Raw genomic sequence first — 3,448 nt, 5'->3', positions numbered from 1 at the left:
GAAGTTTCGCAAAGAGGATTTCGAGAGTCATCGCGAGCTGTTCAAGACCCTCGGCCGGCAGCAGTCCCCCCACACCCTGTTCATCGGCTGCTCCGATTCGCGGGTGGTGCCGAACATGATCACCCAGACCACCCCGGGTGAGCTGTTTATCGTCCGCAACGTCGCCAATATCGTCCCCCCCTACCGCAAGACCGAAGAGTATGTCTCCACCACCTCGGCCGTCGAATATGCGGTGCTGGCCCTCGAAGTCGATACCATCGTCGTCTGCGGCCATTCCAACTGCGGCGGCTGCGCGGCCCTGAACCTGCCGCCTGAAAAACTCGACCACCTTCCCCATGTGCGCAAGTGGCTGGAGGTGTCGAAGGAGGTCAAGGGGCGGGTCGATCGCCTGATGACCGACGACTCCCCCGAAGAGCGCGAATGGCTCACCGAGCAGGTCAATATCCTGGTGCAGATGCGCAACCTGCTGACGTATCCCTATGTTGCGGAAAAATACCGCGAGGGCAAGCTCAATATCTACGGCTGGCACTACATCATCGAAACCGGCGAGATTTATAGTTTCAACGACGAAACCGAACTGTTCGAGCTGATGACCTGAGGTTTCACCCGCCCCACACCGGATCCTGGGAGAATTGCTGTCGCAGGCGTTCTTCCGGGTTCTGCTCGTAAAATTCTTCCTGTGAAAAACAGAATCTGTAGCTGGCGCAAAAATCGAGCAGCAGCCGATAGGCCTCGTTGATGTCGCGGATGCGTTCGGGGGCCTGGCCGGGGTCGTGATCCGGGTGGTGCCGCTTGACCAGGCGGCGGTGCCTGGTCTTGATCTCCTTGAGGCTGGCCCGTTCGGGCAGCTCCAGAACCTCGAGGGCCTTCTTCAGTTCAGCATAGGTCATTGTTCCCTCCGCCCTTTGTGCCGGTCGAATCGTACTTTTATCATGCCTGTACCTGGTGCCGCAATCTCTAGAATCGTGTTCTACCAATAATAGTAAAAAATACCTTGACTAACATCGGCCTGGTGGTACCATCCTCCTGTGTGCAGCCGTCAACATTTGCAGAGGAAAGGGGTGGGCCATGGAAGATCTGTGGAGAATCCGGGCGCAGGATTATCGGTTGACCAATAGCTCGGAGAGGGCCGAGTATGAACGGCTGGTTCGCCGGTTTCGCGAGGATGAGGAGCGGGAGAACATGAAAAACCTGCTGTACGGCACGGAGCAGCTTTCCCCCTCAAAGACTGGCGACGGCAAATGAGCGGGACGATCCATGGTTCCCGGGCGGTTTCTGGGCCGCTTTAAAACCCTTGCCCGGCTCCTTCGGTTGTGATAGAAAACTCCTTTCAGGGGTATACACGATAAGACCGGAGGCATTGTAGAATCATGGATATTTTCCCCGTTACCGAGAAGAAGACCCGCGTTGCGGACGAGTCGAAGCTTGGCTTCGGCACCCTGTTCACCGACCGGATGTTCGTCATGGATTACGAAACCGGACTCGGTTGGCACTCGCCCCGGATCGTTCCCTATGGCCCGTTCAGCCTCGACCCCGCCTGCGCCGTGCTTCACTATGCGCAGGAGATTTTCGAAGGTCTCAAGGTCTTCCGTCACACCGACGGCAGCCTTGCCACGTTTCGTCCCCGTGACAACTTCGAGCGTTTCAACCGCAGTGCGGCACGCATGTGCATGCCGGAGCTTGACGTCAATTTTGTCCTCAAGGCGCTCAAGGAGCTGGTCCGGCTCGAGGCGGACTGGGTCCCCCGCAGCCTCGGCACCAGCCTTTACGTGCGGCCGACCATGATCGCGGTCGACCCGTACCTCGGCGTGCGCCCTTCCAATAAATACCTCTTCTACATCATCCTCTCGCCGGTCGGGGCCTACTACAAGAACGGCTTCAGCCCGGTCAAGATTCTGATTTCCGATGCCTACGTCCGTTCCGCTCCCGGCGGGACCGGCGAAGCCAAGACCGGCGGCAACTATGCGGCCAGTCTCAAGGCTTCGATGGAAGCGACGGCCGAGGGTTACGACCAGGTGCTCTGGCTCGATGCGGTCGAGCGCAAGTACGTCGAAGAGGTCGGCAGTATGAATATCTGCTTCCTCTATGACGGCAAAGTTGTGACCTCGCCCCTGAAGGGGACGATCCTTGACGGCATCACTCGTCGCTCGATCCTGACCCTGGTTCGCGAGATGGGGCTGCAGGTTGAAGAGCGGGCCCTGTCGGTCGACGAAATTCTCGAGGGCGCCGCCAGCGGCCGCCTGAAAGAAGCCTTCGGCACCGGCACCGCTGCGGTGGTTTCGCCGGTGGGCCAGTTCACTTACCGGGATCGCACCGTAACGATCGGCGATGGCGCCATGGGCGAGCTGACCGGTAAGCTCTATGAAACGCTGACCGGCATCCAGTATGGCAAAATTGTCGATGCGCACGGCTGGATCGAGAAGATCTGATTGTTAAATAACCTTCTGTTGCACAAACAAGCCCCTATCTCCGGATGGGGGCTTTTTTTGTGCTCTGAATTAGACGTGTTGCCTATTAAATGTGCAGTGTCGTTGTCCTCCGGTGCCCAGGAGCCCCAAAAGACGAGTATAATGGGTGTGGCATGGCCATTGCTCTATCTGCTTCATGACTTTCAGAAATTAATCCAACAGACGCTGACGTCTTCATGGAGGTGCAACGATGCCGAACCGAATGAATAAGATACTCTTCCTGCTGGCCGGTTTTGTCCTGCTGGCCGCCTTTCCGGCCGTTGCCGTAGAGGGACCCGACAGCGGCGATACCGCCTGGATGCTGGTTTCATCGGCGCTGGTGCTGGTCATGCTGCCGGGGTTGGCCCTCTTTTACGGCGGGATGGTGCGGGCCAAGAACGTGCTGTCGACCACCATGCACACCTTTGCCGCCCTGGCCATCATGGGGGTGCAGTGGGTGGTGCTCGGCTATTCCCTGACTTTCGGCGGCGCCGGTTCGTTCATCGGCGGCCTCGATCATCTTTTTCTCAACGGGATCACCCCCGAGTCGCTGACCGGGACCATTCCGACCTACGTCTTCGTCATGTTTCAGGGGATGTTCGCCATCATTACCCCGGCGCTGATCTCCGGGGCGGTTGCCGAGCGCATGAAATTTTCCACCTACTGCGTCTTCATCCTGCTGTGGGGAACCCTGGTCTACGATCCGGTGGCCCACTGGGTCTGGGGGGAGGGGGGCTGGCTGCTGAATGACGGTGCGCTCGATTTCGCCGGCGGCACCGTAGTCCATTTTACGTCGGGGATCACCGCCCTGGTGTTGGCTATCGTGCTCGGCAAGCGCCGGGGCTATCCCCATGAGCGCATGACGCCGCATAACCTGCCGATGACCCTGCTCGGTGCCGGTCTGCTCTGGTTCGGCTGGTTCGGTTTCAATGCCGGCAGCGCCCTGTCGGCGGGGAGCAGTGCCGCCCTGGCGTTCACCACCACGCAGACCGCGGCGGCGG

Annotated in this window: 5 protein-coding genes; 4 read left to right on the top strand and 1 reads right to left on the bottom strand. The window is 59.2% G+C overall.

Features of this window, described 5'->3' with window-relative positions:
• A partial coding sequence (locus ABYV89_RS15670) for a carbonic anhydrase (protein WP_432823871.1) occupies positions 1-598 on the top strand: 598 nt, incomplete at its 5' end.
• Between the two features lie 4 nt (positions 599-602).
• Here the strand turns inward: ABYV89_RS15670 and ABYV89_RS15665 are convergent.
• Positions 603-890 (bottom strand): J domain-containing protein, encoded by a 288-nt coding sequence (locus ABYV89_RS15665; protein ID WP_432823870.1) that lies wholly within the window; start codon positions 888-890, stop codon positions 603-605.
• Between the two features lie 178 nt (positions 891-1,068).
• On the opposite strand from ABYV89_RS15665, the gene ABYV89_RS15660 reads away from it, so the two are divergent.
• The 3 genes from ABYV89_RS15660 to ABYV89_RS15650 form a co-directional block, all read left to right on the top strand.
• Complete coding sequence (locus tag ABYV89_RS15660; protein ID WP_432823869.1) at positions 1,069-1,245, top strand: hypothetical protein; 177 nt, start codon at positions 1,069-1,071, stop codon at positions 1,243-1,245.
• Positions 1,246-1,370: 125 nt separating this feature from the next.
• Complete coding sequence (locus tag ABYV89_RS15655; protein ID WP_432823868.1) at positions 1,371-2,429, top strand: branched-chain amino acid aminotransferase; 1,059 nt, start codon at positions 1,371-1,373, stop codon at positions 2,427-2,429.
• Positions 2,430-2,670: 241 nt separating this feature from the next.
• Positions 2,671-3,448, top strand: a 778-nt coding sequence (locus ABYV89_RS15650) for an ammonium transporter (RefSeq protein WP_432823867.1), incomplete at its 3' end; no start/stop codon positions are given.

The sequence above is a fragment of the Trichloromonas sp. genome (assembly GCF_041583255.1).
GTDB lineage: Bacteria > Desulfobacterota > Desulfuromonadia > Desulfuromonadales > Trichloromonadaceae > Trichloromonas.
The sequence above is the reverse complement of the archived record's forward strand: the minus strand, read 5'-3'. Positions and strand labels throughout refer to the sequence as shown.

Bases quoted from the DNA above. Each gene is read 5' to 3' on its own strand.
- ABYV89_RS15665 (WP_432823870.1), bottom strand. From the start codon at position 890: ATGACCTATGCTGAACTGAAGAAGGCCCTCGAGGTTCTGGAGCTGCCC.
- ABYV89_RS15655 (WP_432823868.1), top strand. From the start codon at position 1,371: ATGGATATTTTCCCCGTTACCGAGAAGAAGACCCGCGTTGCGGACGAG.
- ABYV89_RS15660 (WP_432823869.1), top strand. From the start codon at position 1,069: ATGGAAGATCTGTGGAGAATCCGGGCGCAGGATTATCGGTTGACCAAT.